The organism is Bacteroides sp. GM023, assembly GCF_014750685.1.
Classification (GTDB): domain Bacteria; phylum Bacteroidota; class Bacteroidia; order Bacteroidales; family Bacteroidaceae; genus Bacteroides.
On sequence record NZ_JAAXGE010000001.1, the window covers coordinates 731,370 to 752,929 of the forward strand.

Below are 21,560 nucleotides of genomic sequence, written 5' to 3' on the forward strand. Positions count from 1 at the left end.
ATAAACTTAATAAATTATGTTCAAAGCTCCTTTTTCTTTTGACGGACGTATTCGTAGAATCGAGTATTTCCTGTCTGGTATCATTGGTGGTATCGTTTCAAGTATCGCATGGGCACTGGGTGTGGGCACATTCGTTATGGGTGCGGCTAGCGGTTCGGCCGGCGGTTCTGTCATCGGTTTATTGATTGGTCTTGCAGCTTTGGTCGCTTCCGTGTGGTTCTCTTTGGCACAGGGAGTGAAGCGTCTGCATGACTTGAATAAATCCGGTTGGTTGATTCTGTTGTGCTGTGTTCCTATCGTAGGCTGGATTTTTGCATTGTACATGCTGTTTGCCGACGGTACGGTAGGCCCCAATCCTTACGGTGAAGATCCTAAAAACCGTATGCCATATCAGGCACAACCCGCTTCTGTGAATGTGACAGTAAACGTTTCGAGAGAAGAAGTGAAAGTGGCGGAACCTGTTGCGCCTGCTGAAGCTCCTGCAGAAGAAAAAGCTGAATAAACTTTTTTAAGAAGAAATAGTGAAGCCTCTTGCGAAATTCGTTTTGCGAGAGGCTTTTTTTTGCTATCTTTGAAAGTTAGTAAAACAGAAAATAGAAATAAATATGAAAAAAGTAATTTGCAGTGAGAAGGCGCCCGGAGCTATCGGTCCTTACAGTCAGGCGATAGAAGCCAATGGAATGGTATTTGTGTCGGGTCAGTTGCCTATTGATGCCGCTACGGGAGAGATGGCGGAAGGGATTGAAGCACAGGCACGCCAGTCGTTGGAGAATATGAAACACATTCTTGAAGAAGCAGGATTGACAATGGCAAACATTGTCAAAACTACTGTCTTTCTTCAGGATATGTCCCTGTTTGCAGGGATGAATGGTGTGTATGCCACCTATTTCGACGGGGCTTTCCCGGCACGCTCGGCGTTTGCCGTAAAAGCCCTGCCAAAGGATGCGTTAGTAGAGATTGAGTGCATCGCGGTTCGCTAACAAGTCGGCGACAATGAATGTGCTGCCTCCCACGAAGATAAGGTCTTTAGGGGGGCAGTTCTTTTTAGCTGCCTGCACGGCATCTACCACAGTGGGGTAGGATGTTCCTTTTAGTCCGGCTTCTTCTGCCAGTTCCATCAACTCATTTTCAGGCAGCGCACGCTTCACGCTTGCTTTGGTGAAGTAGTAAGTGGCATCTTTCGGCAACACTTGCAGGACGCCGCTGATATCTTTGTCATTGACCATACCGAATACGATATGAATATCCTTGTCGAAAGTTTTGCGGATAGCATCGAGCTGTACGCGGATATATTCGATTCCGTCGACGTTGTGTCCCGTGTCACAGATAATGTCCGGATAGCTGTGTACTTTCTGCCAACGCCCCATCAGGCCGGTGAGACGACATACATTGGCAAAACCTTCTAAACAGTTCCGCGGCGTGATGTTGTAGTTCAGATGGGTCAGGGCTGCAAGAGCCTTTAGAGTGGTGTGCATGTTTTCGAATTGGTAAGCCCCGCTCAATTCGCTGAAAAGTCCGGAAGGAAACATGTTATTGAGGATCCTGATGGCATCTTTTCTTCTGTCGAGTATTTGGTCTATCGCACGTATACTGTTTACTGTATCTAACATGGCTAGTAGTTGCCGGATTTGATTTTTCTTTTCTTCCGACAGTCCGTCTGTTTCTTCGACTATTTTGTATGCTTTCTTTATACTTCTGTCCATTCCTGTTCTTATTTCCTGCAACCTCGAATAAGGAAGTATTTCCATGCTCCAGTGTTGGGGAACCTTGCCGGCAAATTCGATGGGCGCATTCTTTTCTTTTGCCTTCATGGTAAATACACGTTTCACCGCTCCTTGGGCTCTGCCGATAATGACCGGAACGCCTTCCTTGATGATACCTGCTTTCTCTTTGGCAATCTTCGTCAGCGTGTCGCCCAGATATTGGGTGTGGTCAAGACCGATATTAGTGATAACGCATAAATCCGGATGGATGATGTTCGTACAGTCCAGTCGCCCGCCCATACCTACTTCGATTACTGCCACGTCCACTTTCTGATCGGCAAAATAGCGGAACGCCATGGCAGTAGTCAGTTCAAAAAAGGAAGGGTGCAGCGGTTCGAAGAAAGCGCGGTGTTCTTCCACGAAATTGACTACATACTCTTCCGGTATCATCTCGCCGTTGATGCGGATGCGTTCGCGAAAATCAATCAGATGAGGGGAGGTGAATAATCCGACCCGGTAGCCGGCGCACTGCAATACTGCCGCGATAGTATGTGAGCAAGAACCTTTTCCGTTCGTTCCTGCGATATGTATCGTTTTGAATTGTCGATGGGGATGCCCGAAATGCTCGTCCAATTTGTGTGTTGTCTCTAACCCCGGCTTATATGCTTTGCTTCCTATTTGCTGAAACATAGGTACACTTTCATATAAGTACTTTAAAGTGTTCTGATAATCCATGTTTTATAAAATTTAACTCAGGGCAATCTTTATTGCCCACTAATTTGTTTATCTTTAGAACCGTCAATCCTACGATGTATGCGGGGTTGACGATTTGAGATTGCAAATATCAACATTTAAATCTAAGAAATCATGGGAACTAAGAAAAATTTTGTACTAGACACAAATGTTATTCTTCACGACAGTAATTGCTTGAAGAATTTTCAGGAAAATGATATCTATCTCCCTCTTGTCGTACTCGAAGAACTGGATAAGTTCAAGAAAGGGAACGAGCAGATAAATTTCAATGCCCGTGAGTTTGTGCGTGAGCTGGATGTGTTGACCAGCGACGAACTTTTCACTGACGGAGTGAAACTGGGCGAAGGCTTGGGACGTCTGTTCGTGGTGACCAGTAAGGTGGAAGCTACCAAAGTATGGGACTCTTTTCCTATCAAGAAACCCGACCATCTGATTTTGGCGGCGACTGAGTATCTGACAACCAAATATCCGGATATGAAGTCTATCCTGGTGACTAAAGATGTGAACCTGCGCATGAAAGCCCGTTCCATCGGTCTGCTTTGCGAAGACTATATCACGGATAAGGTAGCCAATGTGGATATTTTCGAGAAGTCCAATGAAATCTTTGAAAATGTAGACCCGGCGTTGATCGACCGTATCTATTCTTCTAAAGAAGGTATCGACCTGAGCGAGTTTGACTTTAAAGACCTGATTCATCCTAATGAATGTTTCGTGTTGAAGAGTGACCGGAATAGTGTACTGGCACGTTACAATCCTTTCACTCATTCTATCTGCCGGGTGATGAAAGGCAAGAATTATGGAATCGAACCTCGTAATGCCGAACAGAGCTTTGCTTTTGAGATTCTGAACGACCCGAACATCAAACTGGTGGCACTGACCGGAAAGGCGGGAACAGGTAAGACATTGCTGGCTTTGGCAGCCGCTTTGGGTAAGTTGACGGATTACAAGCAGATTTTGCTGGCACGTCCTATTGTAGCGCTTTCTAACAAGGATATCGGTTTCCTTCCGGGAGATGCACAAGAAAAGGTTGCTCCTTATATGCAACCCTTGTTTGACAACCTGAATGTGATTAAGCGTCAGTTTGCCGCTAGTTCTACGGAAGTGAAGCGTATCGAAGATATGCAGAAAAGCGAGCAACTGGTGATTGAGGCACTGGCATTTATCCGTGGGCGTAGCTTGAGCGAGATGTATTGCATTATCGACGAAGCGCAGAATCTGACTCCGAATGAAATAAAAACAATCATCACCCGCGCGGGCGAAGGTACGAAGATGGTGTTTACGGGGGATATTCAGCAGATTGACCAACCGTATCTGGATAGTCAGTCCAATGGCCTGGTATATATGATTGACCGCATGAAGGATCAGAACCTCTTTGCGCACGTCAACCTGTTGAAGGGTGAACGAAGCGAGTTGAGTGAGTTGGCTAGTAACCTTATGTAAATTGAGAATTGAGAATTGAGAATTAAAAAATAGCTGGCGCAATTAATGATGCCATCGTATTTTTTAATTCTCAATTTTTAATTTTCAATTTCTTGCAAAGTATTTCAAGAATTGAGTACGTTCGAAAGTATTGATACCTTTCACATCCTTCGTATTCAGTTTGCCTTTGAACTGGGCGATGCTGTTGAATCCCTTTCGTGCCATCCATGCGGAGAGGAAACGTGTTGCTTCTCCGATAAATGCGTTGGTGTTCAGGTAGACAGCGCTACACACTTCTACGGCCGAAGCGCCGGCAAGAATCGCTTTTACTACTGATTCTGCATTGGCAACACCACCGGATGCTGCATAGTCGATTTTGTCTACTACGGCCGACGCAATTCCAATCCAGCGAAGCGGAGTGGCGAGGTCGGAAGCATTGCTGAATACTTCACCGGAGATATGCTCCAGTTTCTCGATATTGATGTCCGGCTGATAGAAACGGTTGAAGAGGACAACTGCTGCCGCACCGTTAGCGTAGAGCTGGTCGATCAGTGCAACGGGATTTGTCAGGTTGTCACCCAGTTTCATGATAACCGGAATGTTGACTGTCTTTTTGATGTGACGGAGAATATCAATGTGACGTTGCTCGAAAGAACCATACGCATATTGTACGTCCGACTGCAACGCGAGAATATTGATTTCCAATGCGTCGGCACCGGCTTCTTCGATTTGCTTGGCAAAGTCCACCCATTCGGAATCAGAGTAGCAGTTGATGCTGGCAATGATGGGAATAGGACAAACCTTCTTGCTCTCCTTAATCAAAGTCAGGTATTCGGACAACTTGTGTTCACGGATATACTCTTCCAGATAATCGCTGCCTTCAGCAGAGAAAGCCGGATCACGCAGTTGTTCTGCTTCCAGCATAATCTGTTCTTCGAACAGTGATTTCAGGACGATGGCGCCGGCACCTTCTTCGGCCAGCTTTTTATTTTTGCCGACACTGTTGGTCAGTCCCGAGCTACTGATAATGATAGGGTTTCTAAGAGAAAGCCCTGCGAAAGTAGTTTTTAAATCGGTCATGGTCATAATGATTGGTTAAATATTATAATTGCGTTCTCCGAAAATCTTGCTTCCCACCCGTACCAAGGTACTTCCTGCGGCAATGGCCTCGTGATAATCGTGTGACATTCCCATCGATAACTCCCGGAAATCATCCGAGCCGGCGAACCAAGTTTCTTTGATCTCATTAAAGAGCCTATCAAGTAAACGGAATTCCCGGTTGATTTGTTCAATATTATCGGTGTTGCTAGCCATTCCCATCAATCCGCAGATGCGCACGTGGGTCAGTTCCTTCCATTCTCCGGCGTTCAGCATCTCCTTACATTCCTCGGGGCTGAAACCGAATTTTGTCTCTTCCTGCGCTACGTGTATCTGTAACAGGCAGTTTACGACGCGTCCCGCTTTGACAGCTTGCTTGTTGACTTCTGTCAGTAATTTGTAAGTGTCAATCCCATGTATCATCGCTACGTATGGTATCATGTACTTGATTTTATTACTTTGCAGGTGTCCGATAAAATGCCATTCGATGTCTTTGGGCAAACTTTCGTATTTAGCTGTCATTTCCTGCACTTTGCTTTCTCCAAAAATACGCTGTCCCGCCTGATATGCTTCTTCTATCGCTTCATTGGGATGGAATTTTGAGACAGCAACCAGCCGGACTCCTTGTGGGAGCTCGGCCAGCACTTGCTTTAAATTGTCAGCAATACTCATTGTTACTTATGCTTTTGACGGATCAAACTCCGGTTTGTCATTCGGCTCGGCACTGTAAGGATATACGTCCATCAGCGGAGTTTCAGATACCATTCCGATCTGATAGTCTGCCATTGTTCCCTTCATGCCTTCGTCCAGTTTCTTCACTGCGTCACGCAAGTCGGCAGCCTGTACCAATACTTGTGTGGAAGTCTTTTTCTCCGCACCGCTTTTTTCATCCAGCGTGATGAAAATAAGTTTGCATTTGAACCAGCGGTCGGCACTTTCTTCGTCGCTGGGGAAAAGTTCGCTATAATTGGCACGTTTGATGTCAGAAACGGTAAACTCTCCGGTCATAAACGGAGTCATTTCTTCGATGATGCGTGCTTCGGCTTCTGTAAAGCTAAGCGCGTCAACGAGATAAGGTTCGGTTACTTTTTTCTGCATTCCGTTCTCCATTACTTTTTCATAACGGATTTTACATTCAAACCATGTATGCATTGCCATAATTTTCTTCCTTTTTAATTAATTGATTTATGTAAATTGCCTACAAAGATAAACAAAATACCAAAGTAAGTGCCGAAAGCTTTTTATTTTCTTTTATGCAGATTTTTTAGTTCAAATGAAAGCATGATGCGGAAAAGTCCGATAATGAGGAAAGTAAAAGAAATCATGTACACTGCGTAGAGTGCTCCAACAGCAGGTTGCCACAATATCAGCAGCGAGCAGAGGATGGCGAGGATACCGAAAGCCATATACCAGCCCCAGTCGCGGGTTCCGTAACGTTTCAGGTCGATGGAATAGCCGGTAGAGGAGAAGCCGCGGAACATCAGCCAGAAGGCTATGATAAAGGGAATTACTTCCATGCTGACCAGCGGATAGGCAACCAGGTAGATACCCAGAACGAGGTCGATCAGCCCGCCTACGACATACCATCCCCAACTGGGCACACCTTTCTTATTACTAAGGGCGAAGATGATTTCCAGTATACCGCTTATCAGCATGGATACGCTGAATACGATGCTGAGAGCTACATAGCTGCTCAAAGGGGAAAACATGAGCCAAAGGGCTACAATAATATACACAATACCTAAAAGAAGGGAAGTCCACCAGTTTTTTACCGAGTGTTGAATCTCATTAAATACAGTTTCCATACATTTTATTTTTTAAGTTGATTACTAGGGTGATTTCGTTGTGGAATAACAATCTGCATTTAGAAATGTTTCTCCGTGAACATTTTTTTGGTAATAGTTGTTTTCTATATAAAGTAAATATTAAATATAAAAGCATTATGGCAACAACAAATTTCAAAGGACAACCGGTGAAACTGATCGGTGAATTTATAAAGGTAGGTAAAGTCGCTCCTGACTTCGATTTGGTAAAAACAGATTTATCTTCTTTCTCTCTGAAGAACTTGAATGGTAAAAATGTGATTCTGAATATTTTCCCGAGTCTGGACACAAGCGTATGCGCTACGTCTGTACGTAAGTTTAATAAGATGGCTGCCGGTATGAAAGATACAGTGGTGCTGGCTATCTCTAAAGACCTTCCGTTTGCACACGCTCGTTTCTGTACGACCGAAGGCATTGAGAACGTGATTCCATTGTCGGATTTCCGCTTCTCTGATTTTGATGAAAGCTACGGTGTACGTATGGCTGACGGCCCATTGGCAGGACTTTTGGCACGTGCGGTAGTCGTAATCGGTAAAGATGGTAAAGTGGCTTATACAGAGCTCGTTCCTGAAATTACACAGGAGCCTGACTATGACAAGGCACTCGCAGCAATACAATAAGTATCAAGTATTAAGTATAGAACCTGATACTTATTTTAAAGATTTTGACCTAATGAGAACTGGTAAATGAGTTTGGTATTTCGCCAAACTTATGTTCTTGTTAGGTTGTGTTTTTTTCTACACTAAACCTCGACTATCATGAACAAAATGAAAACTTTATTCATCGCCCTGTTATGTATGGGCGCTGGAACTCTTTCGGCGCAGACTGCCGATAGTACACAAACTTCTCCCTGGACGAAAGAAGGATTTGCCGGACTGAAACTGACACAGGTCAGTCTCACCAATTGGGCTGCCGGAGGTGACAACTCCGTTGCTTTTGACTTACAAGGTACTTATCAAATTAATTATAAGAAAGGAAAGCATTTGTGGAACAACCGTATCGAACTGGCTTATGGATTGAATAAGACCGGCGATCAAGGTACAAGAAAGGCGAATGATAAAATCTATCTGAATACGAATTATGGTTATTCCATTGCCAAGAACTGGTATGCCAGCGCATTTGCCACTTTTCAGACTCAATTCTCTCCGGGATATGATTATTCGGTCAATAAGGATGTTGCCATCTCTGAATTTATGTCTCCGGGCTATCTGACTACGGGTTTGGGTTTCACGTACGATCCGGGCAAGATATTTACTGTTGTATTATCTCCTGCTTCCTGGCGTGGCACGTTTGTCCTGAATGACCGTCTCTCTGACGAAGGAGCTTACGGAGTAGACCCCGGCAAACATTTGCTGTCCAGCTTCGGAGCTAATCTGAAAGGGGAAGTGAAATATGAATTCTTGAAAAATATGACTGTATATTCACGTCTGGACTTATATTCCGATTATTTGCATAAACCTCTGAATATAGATGTCAACTGGGAAGTGCAAGTGAATATGATTATCAATAAGTGGTTCTCAACTACATTGACCACCAATCTGATGTATGACGATGATGTGAAGATTGCGCAAAAGGACGGCACGAAAGGTGCACGTGTGCAGTTCAAGGAAATATTGGGAGTGGGAGTACAATTCAACTTCTAAAATAAAAGAAAAGATTCAGGCACGGATTTCACGGATTAACACGGTTTTTTAATGATATATTTTATTGAAACCGCGTAATCCGTGAAATCCGTGCCTGAAATATATTACTTCTTCTTCATCCCCTTATAAATCAGGAATGCAACGACAAATACGGCGATGGCAATAAAGACATAGCCTATTTCGTGGCTGTACTCCGTCACTTTAGCAATAAGTTGTGCTTCGCTTTCGATGCCGGGAACTTTAGCCAGGTGATAACCGATAATCGCTAAGATAGTATTCCATAATCCGGCTCCCAAAGTGGTATAGATCAGGAATGTGTGCAATTTCATCTGAGCCAGTCCGGCAGGAATTGAAATCAATTGGCGGACAGCGGGAATCAAACGACCGATAAAGGTGGACAATGCGCCGTGCTTGTCGAAATAGATTTCAGCATTGCGTACTTTTTCTTCATCAATCAGGCACATATGACCGATACGGCTATTGGCAAATTTATAGATGATAGGGCGTCCCAGCCATTTAGCCAGGTAATAGTTGATTAACGCTCCGATATTTGCCCCGATAGTAGCGAATAAAACTACCAGATAAATATTAAGCTCGTCGTTGACTGCAGCTTTGTAGGCTGCCGGCGGGATGACCACTTCCGAAGGGAAAGGGATAAAAGAACTTTCGATGGTCATTAATAAGGTGATAGTCCAATAATTTAAATGATCCAGACACCACTGGATAAAAGCTACTGATTCCATGTTTTTTAGGGATAGAGTTTATTTAATTGATTGATTATTTTCCTTTCTTTTTATTCTCTTTCTTCATGCGCTTCAATACTTCCTTGAGTGTCTTTTCATCTTCCTCCCTATGATTGGGACTGGCAAGCAAGTCCTCGATGACGTCCAATCCGAGCGGACTCTTACATTCACTGTTGTATTTGAAGAAATCTTCTATTTCGTTGCTCATGAGACAGAGAACACTTAGCTTTTCCGTCACTAATTCATACTTCGGGTCGAGCTTGTAGGCCATCTCGTAGTATTCTTTCGCGTCATACAGATAGTCGTTTTCCGAATAGGTGGAAGCAACCATATAACACATTTCCACACCGGGATTAAGCTCCATAGCCTTTTGGAAAGCTTCGGATGCCAGGTCTTCCATTTCTTCCGCCAGATATACTTTTCCTTCTGTCAGGTAGATAAGTCCTTCGTCGGGGCCTAGTTTCTTGGCTTTGTCGCAGAGTTGATGCGCTTCTTCATATCTTTGCAGATGGGAGAGGGCAAAGGCTTTGCTGGTATATGTGTCTATCAATAAGATAGAGTCTCTGTCTCCTTCTTTTTCAAAGCAGTCGATTACTTTGGTATAATAATCGTCGGCTTTCTGCCATTCTTCCTTATTGGCGTAGGACAATCCCATGAACATATAGCCCAGTTCGGGGGGAATCGACTTGTATTTAATAGCCTTCCGGTAATTCTCGATGGCTTCGTCCGAGTTGTTCAGATAGAAAAAACTATGTGCCTTGTAGGCATAGGCTTCTCCGTAATTTTCGTCGGCTGCCAGGGCGAAATCACAAGCTTCGATGGTCTTGTCTACATTCTCTTCGATAAAATGGCATTTTGCCAGTCCCATCCAGTAGGAGGGATTGTAAGGAGCTTTGTCAATCAGTTTGTTGTAAGCTTCGATTGCGACTTCCGTTTGGTGAGTGGCGAATAGATAATCGGCGGTAAGAGCCAGATAATCCTGTTCGTCGGCATAGCGGGATTTTCCTTTTTCCAGCCATTCTTTGGCATTTTCAGGATAGCCCAAATCCAGGAAAAGATATACAATATCGGTGATGGTGACAAGATCGTCGGCATCTTCTATTGAGTTCAGAAGCTCTTGGGCTTCTTCCAGGTTCCCTTCGTTCAGCAGTAGTTCGGCTTTCAGCATCTTCACGTCAGGTTCGTATTCTTCGGTGATGGCGGCGGCTACTGTCTTTGCTTTTTGCAGTTTTTGGGTGTCCAGGTAAAGATAAGCCTGTTCTATCAGCAAGTCCGTGCTTCCGGGGTGCAGATGAAGTCCGTAACTGATGACTTCCTGCGCTTCGGCAAATTTTCGTTCGGTGGCATACCAGTCGGCAATGTCCGCCAGTTGATCTCCGTCCAGGTAGATTTGTCGCTCCTCAGCTTTGGCAGCTTCGTAGTTTGTGATTAGTTCGACTAGTTCTTTTCTTGCGGACGGTGAATTTTTTCTCCCCATTTTAATTTTCTCGTTTTTTTGATTGCTAAGATGGGGCTGTTGCAAAAGTGTTTATTCTCTCTTTTGTCACAGCCCCATTTTATAAAGTCAAGCCGGTTGGCTTATTTATTAATCTTGCCCCACGTATCTTTCAAGCCTACTGTGCGGTTGAAGACCATTTTTTCAGGGGTAGAGTCTTTATCTATATTAAAGTAACCGATTCGTTGGAACTGCAAGTAGGAGAGTGTCGGCAGGGTTGCTGCGAACTTCTCTATGTAGCAGTCGGGCAATATTTTCAGTGAATCGGGGTTTATAATTTCCTTCATGGCTTCGAGGGCTTCGCAATTCTTGGCTTCGCGGATAGCGGCCATTTCGTCGCGAGGATTCTCTACTTTCCACAGGCGGTCGTACAGGCGTACTTCTGCTTGCAAACAGTGGTCGCAGCTTACCCAGTGCAATGTACCTTTCACTTTGCGGTTGGCATCCGGCATACCGCTGCGGGTATTGGCGTCGTATTCGCAATATACTTCTGTAATAACGCCGTTCTCGTCTTTCTTGCAGCCTGTGCATTTCACGATATAGGCATTTTTCAGACGTACTTCCTGTCCCGGTGTCATACGGAAGAATTTCTTAGGAGCATCTTCCATGAAGTCCTCACGTTCCATCCACAATTCGCGGCTGAACTCGATAAGGTGGCTTCCTGCTTCCGGATCTTCCGGGTTGTTGATGGCTTCCAGTTCTTCTACCTGTCCTTCGGGATAGTTCGTAATGATGAGCTTCACAGGGTTAACGACGGCAGACACACGGATAGCGCGGCTGTTCAGGTCGTCACGGAGAGAGCTTTCAAGCAGGGCGATGTCATTCAGCGCGTCATAGGTAGTATAACCGATTTTGTCGATAAACTTATGGATGGCTTCCGGTGAGTAACCACGACGGCGGAAACCGCAGATAGTCGGCATACGGGGGTCGTCCCATCCGTTCACCAAACCTTCTTTTACCAGAGTCAGCAAGTTACGTTTACTCATCAGCGTATAGCTCAGGTTCAGTTTGTTGAATTCTGTCTGACGGGGACGGTTGTCGTTCAGGTCTTTGCCTTCTTTCAGCCAGTCGATGAAGAGGTCGTAGAGCGGACGGTGTACCACAAATTCGAGGGTACACAGTGAATGGGTCACTCCTTCAAAGAAGTCACTCTGTCCGTGGGCGAAGTCGTACATCGGATAGGCTTTCCAGGTAGTGCCCGTACGGTGGTGCGGATGATTCACTACACGATAGATAATCGGGTCGCGGAAGTGCATATTCGGGTTTGCCATGTCAATCTTGGCACGGAGCACCATAGCACCTTCTTCAATCTCGCCGGTGTTCATCTTTTTGAAAAGCTCTAGGCTTTCTTCGATGGGGCGGTTCCGGTAAGGGCTTTCCACGCCCGCCTGGGTGGGAGTACCTTTCTGTTGTGCGATCAGTTCAGAACTCTGTTCGTCGATATATGCTTTTCCTTCCTCTATCAGGCGGATAGCGAAGTCCCATAATTGCTGGAAATAATCGGAAGCGTAGTATTCATTTCCCCAACGGTAGCCTAACCACTGGATATCCTCTTTGATGGCTTCTACATATTCCACATCTTCCTTGGTAGGGTTTGTGTCGTCGAAACGAAGGTTGCATACACCGCCATGTTTTTCTGCGATGCCGAAATCAAGGCAAATAGCTTTGGCATGGCCGATGTGAAGGTATCCGTTAGGTTCGGGCGGGAAACGTGTCTGCACTTTTCCACCGTTTTTACCTTCTTTCAAGTCTTTCTCTACTGCCTGTTCTATAAAGTTCAGGCTTTTCTTTTCACCTGCTACTTCTTCGTTTTTAATATCTGTCATAACGATTTATGTTAATACATGATTCAGGCTACAAAAGTAGGACATTTTTTTTATTTAACCGGAATATAACCGCTCTTTTTTATAATGTCCTGTCCGTCGGGTGAAAGAATATATTGAATCAGGGGATCGACTTGTTCTTTGTTCTTTACATTATAATAGTAGTAAAGGGGGCGTACGATGGGGTAGGTCTTGTTGGTGGCGTTCTCTACTGTGGGGGTGGCGTAGTGGCTACCGTCATAGGATACGGAGAGTGTCTTGACGCGGGGAGACACGTACGCCAGTCCGACGTATCCGATGGCTCCTTTGGTCTGGCTGACGGACTGGATGATGGCACCCGTTGCCGGCATGGAAAGGCTGCTCGCCATATAGTTCTTGTTTTTCAGGACACTCTCTTTGAAAAATTCATAAGTACCGGAAGATGTTTCGCGGGAGTAAACCACTATTTTGCGGTCGTCTCCACCCACCTGTTTCCAGTTGGTTATCTTTCCCCGGAAGATGTCTTCCAGTTGCTGGCGGGTGAGCTGCTTCACCGGGTTGGAGGGGTGTACCACTACGGCAAGGGCATCATAGGCTACGATTACTTCGTTCACTTCTTCTCCTGCCGCTTTGATTTTCATCTTTTCGCTGAATTTTATCGGGCGCGAAGCCATTGCGATGTCCGTAGTGTTATCCATCAAAGCGGAGATGCCGACACCGGTTCCGCCACCGGTGACGGTGACACGGGCATCGGGCTGCTGGTTCATAAACCGTTCTGCTGTCTGCTGGGCGACAGGCAATACCGTGTCGCTGCCTTTGATACGTTGTGCACTGGCAGTAATTGCGAACAGCGAAAGGGCTATTAGTAAGTTTCTTCTTATTTTCATAATGATTCTTTGTTTATTGCTGGTGCAAATAAAGCAATCGGATATTACATTTCTGTTTCATGCGGCGGGGAAACGATACTTGTAATACAAATGTAACAGGATTGAAACATTTCCTTCAAATGTTAGTCACACCCCCTTAATAAGGAGATGCTTTCTTTGCATCAGAAATCAAGAGGTATGAAAAAGGTTTTAGAAAGGATTATAGAAGGAGTTTTGACTTGTAGCGGCTTCGTAACAAGTATTACTATTTTGCTGATTGTGCTTTTCCTGTTTACAGAGGCTTTCGGATTGTTTAAGAGCAAGGTAATCGAGGAAGGGTATGTGTTGGCATTGAATAAGACAAATAAGGTAAGCGTATTGAGTCCTGAACAGATAAAGAATGTGTTCGACGAGGAGATAACGAACTGGAAAGAGCTCGGTGGGGATGATCTTCCTATCCGGGTGTTTCGTTTGGAAGATATTACGCAGTATTATACGGAAGAAGAACTCGGCCCTGCTTATGAGTATGCAGGGGATAAAATCACGGAACTGGTAGAGAAAACGCCCGGTATCGTGGCATTCGTACCGCAGAAATTCATTGTCCAACCGGATGCGGTGCATTTCATAGAGGACAATACGATTTCCGTGAAAGATGTGTTTGCGGGTGCCGAATGGTTTCCGACGGCTACTCCGGCAGCGCAATTCGGCTTTCTGCCCTTGATTACCGGTACGTTATGGGTGAGCTTGTTCGCCATTCTTTTTGCTTTGCCGTTCGGCTTGTCGGTTTCTATCTATATGTCCGAAGTGGCAAATCCGAAAGTGCGGAACTGGCTGAAACCTATTATCGAATTGTTGAGCGGTATTCCTTCCGTAGTCTATGGCTTTTTCGGGCTGATTGTCATTGTGCCGATGATTCAGAAAGTTTTTAATCTTCCGGTAGGGGAGAGCGGATTGGCGGGCAGTATCGTGCTGGCTATTATGGCGCTGCCTACCATTATAACGGTGACGGAAGATGCGATGAGGAATTGCCCGCGTTCCATGCGGGAAGCGAGCCTGGCGCTGGGAGCTACGCAATGGCAGACTATCTATAAGGTGGTGATTCCGTATTCCATATCGGGGATTACTTCGGGCGTGGTGCTCGGCATCGGACGTGCTATCGGAGAGACGATGGCGGTATTGATGGTGACGGGTAACGCGGCTGTGATTCCGACAACGATTCTCGAACCGTTGCGAACCATTCCGGCTACTATCGCGGCGGAGTTGGGAGAAGCGCCGGCGGGCGGGCCTCATTATCAGGCTTTGTTCCTGCTGGGTGTCGTTCTGTTCTTCATTACATTGATTATCAACTTTAGTGTGGAGTATATTTCCTCTAAAGGATTAAAACGTAGCAAATAACATGGAAATAAGAAGTAATAATAAGGCTAAGCATCGTTCGCAGAAGATTGCTTTCGGGATATTCCGACTGTTGAGTCTTTGCATCGTGCTGATATTGTTCGCGATTTTGGGCTTCATTATTTATAAGGGGAGCGGTGCTATCAGTTGGGAGTTCCTCACATCGTCTCCTACGGACGGGATGACAGGGGGCGGCATCTGGCCGGCTATCGTCGGAACTTTCTATCTGATGACGGGCAGTGCGCTGTTTGCTTTCCCGATAGGGGTGATGAGTGGAATTTATATGAATGAATATGCGCCGAAAGGGAAGTTGGTACGCTTTATACGGGTGATGACCAATAACCTGAGCGGTATTCCTTCTATCGTGTTCGGTCTGTTCGGTATGGCGCTGTTTGTCAATTACATGAGTTTTGGAGATAGTATCCTGGCGGGGTCTTTGACATTAGGTTTGCTTTGCGTACCTTTGGTCATTCGGACAACGGAAGAAGCCTTGAAAGCAATTCCCGACAGTATGCGTGAAGGCAGCCGGGCGTTGGGAGCGACAAAGTTGCAGACTATCTGGCACGTGATTCTGCCGATGGGAATGCCGAATATTATCACAGGATTGATTTTGGCATTGGGACGTGTCTCGGGTGAGACGGCTCCGATTCTGTTTACTTGTGCCGCATACTTCCTGCCGCAGTTGCCGACCAGTATCCTGGATCAGTGTATGGCGTTGCCTTATCATTTGTATGTGATTTCTACGAGTGGAACGGATATGGAAGCGCAGTTGCCATTGGCCTACGGTACGGCATTGGTGCTGATTGTGATTATCTTGCTGGTGAACCTGCTGGCAAATGCATTGAGAAAATATTTTGAGAAAAGAGTAAAAACGAATTGAGTAAGTATATATGGATACAGTGAAAATAGATGCGCGTGAAGTGAACTTCTGGTATGGTAATTTCCATGCGTTGAAGGGCATCAGTATGCAGATTGAAGAGAAGTCGGTCGTTGCCTTTATCGGCCCTTCCGGTTGCGGAAAGTCTACCTTTCTCCGGCTTTTCAACCGCATGAACGATTTGATTCCCGATACCCGCCTGGAAGGGGAAATCCGTATCGACGGACAGAATATCTATGCGAAGGGCGTGGAAGTGGACGAGTTGCGCAAGAATGTGGGAATGGTGTTCCAGCGTCCCAATCCTTTTCCGAAAAGCATCTTCGAGAATGTGGCTTACGGACTTCGGGTGAATGGGGTAAAAGATAACGCTTTCATCCGTCAGCGCGTGGAAGAAACACTGAAAGGTGCGGCTTTGTGGGATGAAGTGAAGGATAAGTTGAAGGAATCGGCTTATGCACTCTCCGGCGGGCAGCAGCAGCGTCTTTGCATTGCCCGTGCGATGGCGGTATCTCCTTCGGTGCTGTTGATGGACGAGCCTGCGTCTGCGCTCGACCCAATTTCTACGGCGAAAGTGGAGGAGTTGATTCATGAACTGAAAAAGGACTATACGATTGTCATCGTCACGCACAATATGCAGCAGGCAGCCCGTGTCAGTGATAAGACGGCTTTCTTTTATTTGGGTGAAATGGTGGAGTTCGACCAGACGAAAAAGATATTCACCAATCCGGAGAAAGAGGCTACGCAGAATTACATAACGGGACGCTTCGGATAATATATTAGGCACGGATTTCACGGATTGCACGGTTGCTTTATGCAATCATAATTCTAAGAATCGTGTAATCCGTGAAATCCGTGCCTGAAATGTAGAAGAAAGAATATTAATCATTTATATATAATAGACTATGGTAAAGTTTATAGAATCGGAACTCATCCTGTTGAAGAAGGAAGTGGATGAAATGTGGACATTGGTGTACAATCAGCTTGACCGTGCCGGGGAGGCTGTGTTGACACTTGATAAGGAACTGGCTCAACAGGTGATGGTTCGTGAACGCAGGGTGAATGCTTTCGAGTTGAAGATAGACAGTGACGTGGAAGATATTATTGCCTTATACAATCCGGTGGCAATCGACCTTCGTTTTGTGTTGGCGATGCTGAAGATTAATACAAACCTGGAGCGTTTGGGTGACTTTGCAGAGGGGATCGCTCGTTTTGTGATTCGCTGTAAGGAGCCGGTGCTCGATGCGGAACTGATGAACCGTCTTCGTTTGGCGGAAATGCAGGCGGAGGTATTGTCGATGCTCGAACTGGCGAAGCGTGCCTTGAATGAAGAGAGCATCGAACTGGCAGCGGGTGTATTTGCTAAAGATAATCTCTTGGACGAAATCAATGCGGAAGCCACCGGAATCCTGGCGAACTATATCATTGAACATCCGGAGACTGCACTTACCTGCGTCGACCTGGTCAGCGTATTCCGTAAGATGGAACGCTCAGGCGACCACATCACGAATATAGCCGAAGAGATCGTCTTTTTCGTTGATGCAAAGGTCTTGAAACATCGTGGAAAAACGGAGGAACACTATCCCGAGAAATAAATATTTGCATATTTTTAAACAGAAATTAGTGCTCCTTAGAAATTTGTCTTATATTTGTCTCCTGTAACGGACAGGTTACGGGTGTTCTTGCTCAAATGATAATAAATCCAAAGAATTTTCAAAAAGATGTTATATGACATGTTTTATAATTTGGATAATATCGGTAAAAGCACCTATATTTGCACCGTTATCCTGAAAACAATCTTTTTACCTTAAAAAAAACTAATACCTATTGAAAACTGAAAAATGGAGCTTTGTGAAAAGCCCCATTTTTTTTTGCTCTTATTTTCTTTCCTGCCAGCTTATTTGTATCTTTGAGCCGTATATAAAATGGTGTAATAGAATTGTATTAAATAAGTAAATAACATTATGTTTTCCGGAATCGTAGAAGAATATGCTACCTTGGTAGCGCTGGTGAAAGACCAGGAGAATATACACTTTACATTTAAGTGTTCGTTTGTGAATGAGTTGAAAATCGATCAGAGTATTTCTCATAACGGCGTATGTCTGACAGTAGTAAGCATGACGGATGAAACGTATACGGTGACTGCCATGAAGGAAACGCTGGAACGTTCTAACCTGGGCCTGCTGAAGGTGGGAGATAAGGTGAACGTAGAGCGTAGCATGATGATGAACGGTCGTCTGGATGGTCATATCGTGCAGGGACATGTGGATCAGACTGCTACTTGCATTGATATAAAGGACGCGGAAGGAAGCTGGTACTTCACTTTCCAATATGCGTGTGACAAGGAGATGGCGAAACGCGGATATATCACTGTGGATAAAGGTTCGGTGACTGTGAACGGTGTCAGCCTGACGGTATGTAATCCTACGGATGATACATTCCAGGTGGCTATCATTCCTTATACTTATGAACATACCAACTTCCATACGTTTGCCATCGGCAGTGTGGTGAATATCGAATTCGATATTATTGGTAAGTATATCAGTAGAATGATTCAATATAAGTAAGATGGAATCCGGCGATTTTCTGCAATTGGTGCTTTCACGTCAGAGTGACCGGGCGTATGATAAGGAACGCCCTGTGGAAGCTGACAAGCTGGAACGGATTTTAGAGGCGGGGCGTATGGCTCCTTCTGCCTGCAATGCGCAGCCGTGGAAGTTTGTGGTAATAACCGACCGTGAACTGGCTTTGAAGATTGGCAAAGCGGCGGCAGGACTGGGAATGAATAAGTTTGCCAAGGATGCTCCCGTGCACATTCTGATTGTGGAAGAATCGGCTAATATCACTTCTTTGCTCGGTGGGAAAGTAAAGGATAAACATTTTCCGTTGATTGATGTTGGAATTGCCGCTGCTCATATCACGTTGGCTGCTGAAAGTGAAGGCTTGGGATCGTGTATGCTAGGCTGGTTTGACGAAAAAGAAATGAAGCGGTTGACGGGAATTCCTGCTTTCAAGCGTGTGTTGCTGGATATTGCGATAGGCTATCCGGTGAAGGAGAAACGTAAGAAGATGAGGAAGCCGAAGGAGAAAGTAGTATCTTACAATAGTTATAAGTAATTTCAGAACGGGAATTACGACAAACTTTGCCGTTGCCTGAAAATATAGTCGTTGTCCGAACGCATATATATTTTCCGGTGGCGGCAAATTTCTTTTAGGCGGATAAAAAAATGAAGATTTAACGCCTTTGAATGGAATATTTCCATATTTTTGTTTCTATGAATGTAATATCTATGAACGCAAAAAATACAATTATCGGTGCATTGTTGCTGCTATTTTTATTATGTAACTCCTGGTGTCATGCTGATTCAATAGATAAGCCGGATAGGGGACTTTATTTTCAAGCCCATACAGTGATACCGGAAAAACGGACGAGTTTGAATTTAACTCCGGATGTTCCGCTTTCTTTCCGTGGCGGTTTTTCATTGGATTTTGATGTTCATCTGCGAAGCGAGCAGCACAATTATGGATATATTGTCCGTGTGATTTTAAACGATACTCTCAATATCGACTTACTTTCCAATAAGGGGTGGAGCCATAGCCAGTTGTTTTTAATGCGGGGGAATCAACGCTTGGTTGACTTGCCACATTTGGATTCTATCCCGGACTTTGGTCAATCGGATTGGCTGCGGGTGAGTCTTATGCTCGATTATAAAAAGCAACTTGTCATATGTACGCTGAATGGAGCCGAATGGAATATTCCGGTTGAGTTACCACGGCTGGATGATGTACGGATTACTTTCGGGCTGAATGCGAGAAAGCCGTATTTGAGTACCGATGTGGCTCCGATGAACCTTAGGAATGTTCGGATTTTAGACTTGAAAAGTAATCTTCTGAAAAGCTGGAATCTGCTGCAACATGGTGAAGGCGTGGTGTATGATGAAATGGAGCAGTCCCGTGCTGTGGTACTGAATGGTATTTGGGAGATAGACCGGCATATCCGGTGGAAGAAGCTGGCTTCTTTTTCCGTACCCGGGACTAAACCTCAGTTTGCCTCTTATCAACGTTCTGCGGATGGGGGACTTTTTGTAGCTTTGGAAGATACAATTTATCAGTATTCTATTGCGAACAGACAGTTGGAGAAGATTCCCGTCAAGGCAGGGCATCCTTACTTTACAGCGGCTTCCAGCCTGGTATATGATTCTGTCCGGAATGAATTGATTTCATATAGTGCGGAACAGGAACGATTGAACCGATATGACTTTTCACGCAATGAATGGGAGCGGGGGATTCCCGATATACTTCTTTCTTATTTGCATCATAGCAGTTGCTTTATTCCTGAAAGGCAGGAGCTTGTTGTGTTTGGCGGTTATGGATTTTATCGTTATAGCGCGGTTTTGTTTAAGCATGCGGTTGATTCGGAGAATTGGGAGCGGAAAGATTTCTCGCAGAGTATAGAACCTCGTTATCTGTCGGGGTTGGGATATTATGGAGATGGGAAGGTATTAGTGCTTGGCGGATACGGCAGTAAGTCGGGACGGCAGGAAGAGATACCGGAGAATTATTATGATCTCCATTTAATAGACATTGACAAGATGACCAGTCGGAAGTTGTGGACATTTTCTAATGAGAATCTTGAAACATTTGGAAATGCGATGGTTATGGATCGGGATGGAAAACATTTTTATGCGCTTTCCTTTGAGAATGATCGTGCCCTTTCGTCTGTCAGATTGAATCGCTTCGGAGTAGATAACCCGGAACGGGTGCTGTTGGCGGATTCTATCCCTTATCATTTTCATGATACGGAATCATATTGTACTTTGTTCTATAATGGCGGGACTTCGGAGCTGGTGGCTACTTTGGCATATCAGGATGGTACGGGAAATACTTGTGTCGAATTATACACTTTAGGGTATCCTGCCTTGCGTTTGTCGGATGTGCTTCAGACGCTTCCTGAAAGTAGCTCCATGAAAGATTTTTGGATAGTTATCCTGTTGATTGCAGCAGGGCTTGGAGGAGTGCTGTTTGCAGGATGGAACTTTGTAAAGAGAAAGAAGAATACGGTTGAAGAGATGCATGAAGATATGGACGAAGCTCCGATACCTGTTCAGGAAACGGAAGTTTCTGCTGCCAAAGCTATCCGGTCTTCTATCAAACTGTTAGGCGGATTTCAGGTGATAAACGCGGAAGGACAGGATATTACATCGCGTTTTACTCTTATTTTACGAAATTTGTTTTTGTATATGATGCTGTATTCTTATAAGAATGAGAATGGGGTGACTTCCGAGCAGTTGAATGAGATATTTTGGGCTGACATGGATAAGGGGAGTGCAACCAATAACAGGAATGTGAATATGAGTAAGCTCAGATTGCTGTTGAAAGAAATCGGCGGGGTGAGTGTTTCTTATAAGAATAGTTATTGGTATATGATAATGGAGCCTTCCGTGTGTTGCGACTATATCGAAATCTGTGACTTGCTGAAAAAGGTAAAAGAAAATAAGGTGGTTAATCTAGCTGCTTTGAACAGAATTGCGGAGTTGGGATGCAGGGGAGAACTGATGCCGGATATCACGGAGGAATGGATGGATAAGTTCAAGTCTGAATATTTAATTCTTTTGTCGGATGTATTGCTGAGTATTTATGAATATCCTGAAGTGAAGAATGATTTGCTGCTTTTATTGAAATTGTCTGAAACGATGTTGAGTTGTGATTCGACCGATGAAAGTGGTATTCGTTATAAATGTTATGCTCTCTATCATTTAGGGAAAAAAGGATTGGCCAAACAGTGTTATGAGAATTTCTGTGAAGAGTATGTACGGGTGCTCGGAACCAAACCGGAAATTAACTATACGGACATAACCGGTCATTAAGCAAATAAGGAGATGGCAAATTTTCCTTTTTAACGAAATCACCCACGCTACACTATCTTGAACTGCACTCCTAAAGTTTTGT

General features: G+C 44.8%; 21 protein-coding genes. 12 read left to right on the top strand and 9 right to left on the bottom strand.

The genetic code is table 11. From position 1 onward, the window contains the following. The first annotated feature begins 16 nt into the window (after nucleotides 1-16). Together HC965_RS02805 and HC965_RS02810 are read left to right on the top strand one after the other, a co-directional pair. Nucleotides 17-502, top strand: coding sequence for a DUF805 domain-containing protein (locus tag HC965_RS02805; protein WP_191029996.1), 486 nt, complete (start codon nucleotides 17-19; stop codon nucleotides 500-502). 103 nt (nucleotides 503-605) lie between these two features. Continuing rightward, nucleotides 606-980: a RidA family protein gene (locus HC965_RS02810; RefSeq protein ID WP_022137846.1), complete on the top strand. Its 375-nt coding sequence runs from the start codon at nucleotides 606-608 to the stop codon at nucleotides 978-980. Here HC965_RS02810 and HC965_RS02815 read toward each other — a convergent pair. Next, nucleotides 948-2,438, bottom strand: a complete 1,491-nt coding sequence (locus HC965_RS02815; protein WP_191029997.1) for a folylpolyglutamate synthase/dihydrofolate synthase family protein — start codon at nucleotides 2,436-2,438, stop codon at nucleotides 948-950. The two genes, HC965_RS02810 and HC965_RS02815, sit on opposite strands and share 33 nt — an antisense overlap. Nucleotides 2,439-2,570: 132 nt before the next feature. Here HC965_RS02815 and HC965_RS02820 point away from each other — a divergent pair, with 132 nt between their 5' ends. Continuing rightward, nucleotides 2,571-3,896 (top strand): PhoH family protein, encoded by a 1,326-nt coding sequence (locus tag HC965_RS02820; protein ID WP_073342841.1) that lies wholly within the window; start codon nucleotides 2,571-2,573, stop codon nucleotides 3,894-3,896. An 84-nt stretch (nucleotides 3,897-3,980) separates the two neighbouring features. Here the strand turns inward: HC965_RS02820 and HC965_RS02825 are convergent, their stop codons facing one another. The 4 genes from HC965_RS02825 to HC965_RS02840 all read right to left on the bottom strand — a co-directional run bounded on the left by HC965_RS02825 (nucleotide 3,981) and on the right by HC965_RS02840 (nucleotide 6,778). Beyond that, nucleotides 3,981-4,955, bottom strand: coding sequence for a dihydroorotate dehydrogenase-like protein (locus HC965_RS02825; protein WP_191029998.1), 975 nt, complete (start codon nucleotides 4,953-4,955; stop codon nucleotides 3,981-3,983). Between the two features lie 15 nt (nucleotides 4,956-4,970). Then, nucleotides 4,971-5,645 carry a YggS family pyridoxal phosphate-dependent enzyme gene (locus HC965_RS02830; RefSeq protein WP_191029999.1) on the bottom strand — a complete coding sequence of 225 codons (675 nt, stop codon included), beginning with the start codon at nucleotides 5,643-5,645 and terminating at the stop codon, nucleotides 4,971-4,973. A gap of 6 nt (nucleotides 5,646-5,651) precedes the next feature. Continuing rightward, on the bottom strand, nucleotides 5,652-6,131 hold the full coding sequence (locus tag HC965_RS02835) for a DUF4494 domain-containing protein (RefSeq protein WP_191030000.1): 480 nt from the start codon (nucleotides 6,129-6,131) through the stop codon (nucleotides 5,652-5,654). 83 nt (nucleotides 6,132-6,214) lie between these two features. Then, nucleotides 6,215-6,778 (bottom strand): HdeD family acid-resistance protein, encoded by a 564-nt coding sequence (locus HC965_RS02840; protein WP_191030001.1) that lies wholly within the window; start codon nucleotides 6,776-6,778, stop codon nucleotides 6,215-6,217. A gap of 137 nt (nucleotides 6,779-6,915) precedes the next feature. On the opposite strand from HC965_RS02840, the gene tpx reads away from it, so the two are divergent. Together tpx and HC965_RS02850 are read left to right on the top strand one after the other, a co-directional pair. Further along, the gene (gene tpx / locus HC965_RS02845) at nucleotides 6,916-7,416 is read left to right on the top strand and encodes a thiol peroxidase (RefSeq protein ID WP_191030002.1); all 501 of its coding nucleotides are present in this window, start codon (nucleotides 6,916-6,918) and stop codon (nucleotides 7,414-7,416) included. 138 nt (nucleotides 7,417-7,554) lie between these two features. Beyond that, nucleotides 7,555-8,439 (top strand): DUF3078 domain-containing protein, encoded by an 885-nt coding sequence (locus HC965_RS02850; protein WP_191030003.1) that lies wholly within the window; start codon nucleotides 7,555-7,557, stop codon nucleotides 8,437-8,439. 104 nt (nucleotides 8,440-8,543) lie between these two features. Here the strand turns inward: HC965_RS02850 and HC965_RS02855 are convergent, their stop codons facing one another. The 4 genes from HC965_RS02855 to HC965_RS02870 form a co-directional block, all read right to left on the bottom strand. Beyond that, nucleotides 8,544-9,182: a DedA family protein gene (locus HC965_RS02855; protein WP_167965993.1), complete on the bottom strand. Its 639-nt coding sequence runs from the start codon at nucleotides 9,180-9,182 to the stop codon at nucleotides 8,544-8,546. Between the two features lie 34 nt (nucleotides 9,183-9,216). Next, on the bottom strand, nucleotides 9,217-10,659 hold the full coding sequence (locus HC965_RS02860; RefSeq protein ID WP_191030004.1) for a lipopolysaccharide assembly protein LapB: 1,443 nt from the start codon (nucleotides 10,657-10,659) through the stop codon (nucleotides 9,217-9,219). A 101-nt stretch (nucleotides 10,660-10,760) separates the two neighbouring features. Beyond that, nucleotides 10,761-12,503 (bottom strand): glutamine--tRNA ligase/YqeY domain fusion protein, encoded by a 1,743-nt coding sequence (locus HC965_RS02865; RefSeq protein ID WP_191030005.1) that lies wholly within the window; start codon nucleotides 12,501-12,503, stop codon nucleotides 10,761-10,763. Between the two features lie 50 nt (nucleotides 12,504-12,553). Continuing rightward, nucleotides 12,554-13,366, bottom strand: coding sequence for a PstS family phosphate ABC transporter substrate-binding protein (locus HC965_RS02870; RefSeq protein ID WP_191030006.1), 813 nt, complete (start codon nucleotides 13,364-13,366; stop codon nucleotides 12,554-12,556). 177 nt (nucleotides 13,367-13,543) lie between these two features. Here HC965_RS02870 and pstC point away from each other — a divergent pair, with 177 nt between their 5' ends. From pstC to HC965_RS02905, 7 genes are all read left to right on the top strand, one after another. Continuing rightward, the gene (gene pstC / locus HC965_RS02875) at nucleotides 13,544-14,740 is read left to right on the top strand and encodes a phosphate ABC transporter permease subunit PstC (RefSeq protein ID WP_191030007.1); all 1,197 of its coding nucleotides are present in this window, start codon (nucleotides 13,544-13,546) and stop codon (nucleotides 14,738-14,740) included. Between the two features lies 1 nt (nucleotide 14,741). Further along, a complete protein-coding gene (gene pstA / locus HC965_RS02880; RefSeq protein WP_191030008.1) occupies nucleotides 14,742-15,617 on the top strand; it encodes a phosphate ABC transporter permease PstA in 876 nt (291 codons plus the stop codon). Between the two features lie 10 nt (nucleotides 15,618-15,627). Continuing rightward, entirely contained in the window at nucleotides 15,628-16,386 is a 759-nt protein-coding gene (pstB, locus tag HC965_RS02885; RefSeq protein WP_191030009.1) for a phosphate ABC transporter ATP-binding protein PstB, read from the top strand. A 130-nt stretch (nucleotides 16,387-16,516) separates the two neighbouring features. Continuing rightward, on the top strand, nucleotides 16,517-17,206 hold the full coding sequence (gene phoU / locus HC965_RS02890; protein WP_191030010.1) for a phosphate signaling complex protein PhoU: 690 nt from the start codon (nucleotides 16,517-16,519) through the stop codon (nucleotides 17,204-17,206). Nucleotides 17,207-17,575: 369 nt separating this feature from the next. Next, nucleotides 17,576-18,178: a riboflavin synthase gene (locus HC965_RS02895; RefSeq protein WP_191030011.1), complete on the top strand. Its 603-nt coding sequence runs from the start codon at nucleotides 17,576-17,578 to the stop codon at nucleotides 18,176-18,178. Between the two features lies 1 nt (nucleotide 18,179). Further along, nucleotides 18,180-18,728 (top strand): nitroreductase family protein, encoded by a 549-nt coding sequence (locus tag HC965_RS02900; protein ID WP_191030012.1) that lies wholly within the window; start codon nucleotides 18,180-18,182, stop codon nucleotides 18,726-18,728. A 173-nt stretch (nucleotides 18,729-18,901) separates the two neighbouring features. Next, complete coding sequence (locus tag HC965_RS02905) at nucleotides 18,902-21,478, top strand: hypothetical protein (RefSeq protein ID WP_191030013.1); 2,577 nt, start codon at nucleotides 18,902-18,904, stop codon at nucleotides 21,476-21,478. The last annotated feature ends 82 nt before the right edge of the window (nucleotides 21,479-21,560 follow it).

Coding starts and splice junctions, on each gene's coding strand:
- HC965_RS02805 (WP_191029996.1), top strand. CDS start 17: ATGTTCAAAGCTCCTTTTTCTTTTGACGGACGTATTCGTAGAATCGAG.
- HC965_RS02810 (WP_022137846.1), top strand. CDS start 606: ATGAAAAAAGTAATTTGCAGTGAGAAGGCGCCCGGAGCTATCGGTCCT.
- HC965_RS02815 (WP_191029997.1), bottom strand. CDS start 2,438: ATGGATTATCAGAACACTTTAAAGTACTTATATGAAAGTGTACCTATG.
- HC965_RS02820 (WP_073342841.1), top strand. CDS start 2,571: ATGGGAACTAAGAAAAATTTTGTACTAGACACAAATGTTATTCTTCAC.
- HC965_RS02825 (WP_191029998.1), bottom strand. CDS start 4,955: ATGACCGATTTAAAAACTACTTTCGCAGGGCTTTCTCTTAGAAACCCT.
- HC965_RS02830 (WP_191029999.1), bottom strand. CDS start 5,645: ATGAGTATTGCTGACAATTTAAAGCAAGTGCTGGCCGAGCTCCCACAA.
- HC965_RS02835 (WP_191030000.1), bottom strand. CDS start 6,131: ATGGCAATGCATACATGGTTTGAATGTAAAATCCGTTATGAAAAAGTA.
- HC965_RS02840 (WP_191030001.1), bottom strand. CDS start 6,778: ATGGAAACTGTATTTAATGAGATTCAACACTCGGTAAAAAACTGGTGG.
- tpx (WP_191030002.1), top strand. CDS start 6,916: ATGGCAACAACAAATTTCAAAGGACAACCGGTGAAACTGATCGGTGAA.
- HC965_RS02850 (WP_191030003.1), top strand. CDS start 7,555: ATGAACAAAATGAAAACTTTATTCATCGCCCTGTTATGTATGGGCGCT.
- HC965_RS02855 (WP_167965993.1), bottom strand. CDS start 9,182: ATGGAATCAGTAGCTTTTATCCAGTGGTGTCTGGATCATTTAAATTAT.
- HC965_RS02860 (WP_191030004.1), bottom strand. CDS start 10,659: ATGGGGAGAAAAAATTCACCGTCCGCAAGAAAAGAACTAGTCGAACTA.
- HC965_RS02865 (WP_191030005.1), bottom strand. CDS start 12,503: ATGACAGATATTAAAAACGAAGAAGTAGCAGGTGAAAAGAAAAGCCTG.
- HC965_RS02870 (WP_191030006.1), bottom strand. CDS start 13,366: ATGAAAATAAGAAGAAACTTACTAATAGCCCTTTCGCTGTTCGCAATT.
- pstC (WP_191030007.1), top strand. CDS start 13,544: ATGAAAAAGGTTTTAGAAAGGATTATAGAAGGAGTTTTGACTTGTAGC.
- pstA (WP_191030008.1), top strand. CDS start 14,742: ATGGAAATAAGAAGTAATAATAAGGCTAAGCATCGTTCGCAGAAGATT.
- pstB (WP_191030009.1), top strand. CDS start 15,628: ATGGATACAGTGAAAATAGATGCGCGTGAAGTGAACTTCTGGTATGGT.
- phoU (WP_191030010.1), top strand. CDS start 16,517: ATGGTAAAGTTTATAGAATCGGAACTCATCCTGTTGAAGAAGGAAGTG.
- HC965_RS02895 (WP_191030011.1), top strand. CDS start 17,576: ATGTTTTCCGGAATCGTAGAAGAATATGCTACCTTGGTAGCGCTGGTG.
- HC965_RS02900 (WP_191030012.1), top strand. CDS start 18,180: ATGGAATCCGGCGATTTTCTGCAATTGGTGCTTTCACGTCAGAGTGAC.
- HC965_RS02905 (WP_191030013.1), top strand. CDS start 18,902: ATGAACGCAAAAAATACAATTATCGGTGCATTGTTGCTGCTATTTTTA.